The sequence below is a fragment of the Streptomyces sp. 5-10 genome (genome assembly GCF_014712245.1).
Taxonomy (GTDB): domain Bacteria; phylum Actinomycetota; class Actinomycetes; order Streptomycetales; family Streptomycetaceae; genus Streptomyces; species Streptomyces violaceusniger.
In genome coordinates this window covers 1-442 of the sequence record NZ_JACVYG010000241.1, presented here as the reverse complement: position 1 = coordinate 442, position 442 = coordinate 1, and the positions used below count along the sequence as shown (strand labels likewise).

Sequence of the window (442 nt, the reverse complement as noted above, 5' to 3'; positions counted from 1 at the left end):
CCGGGATGATGTATCACGACTATGTCTTCAACAGTGCGTCGGGGGCGATCGCGTCGGGGCGTGTGTCGTATGTGCTGGGCCTGGAGGGGCCGTCTTTGACGGTTGATACGGCGTGTTCGTCGTCGTTGGTGGCGTTGCATCTGGCGGTGCAGGCGTTGCGGAACGGTGAGTGTTCGCTGGCGTTGGCCGGTGGTGTGACGGTGATGGCGACTCCGGCGCCGTTTGTGGAGTTCAGCCGTCAGCGTGGGCTTGCGGCTGATGGGCGGTGCAAGGCGTTCTCGGCGGACGCGGATGGCACGGGGTGGTCCGAGGGTGCGGGCATGCTGCTGGTGGAGCGGTTGTCGGACGCGCGGAAGAACGGTCATCCGGTGCTGGCGGTGGTGCGTGGCAGCGCTATTAACCAGGATGGTGCGTCGAATGGTTTGACGGCGCCGAATGGTCC

At 65.2% G+C, this 442-nt stretch carries 1 protein-coding gene; it reads left to right on the top strand.

Translation table 11 applies throughout. The annotated features are described in order from the left end of the window. Positions 1-442 (top strand): beta-ketoacyl synthase N-terminal-like domain-containing protein (locus tag IEJ02_RS48015; protein WP_317986123.1); only part of this gene is annotated, 442 nt, incomplete at both ends.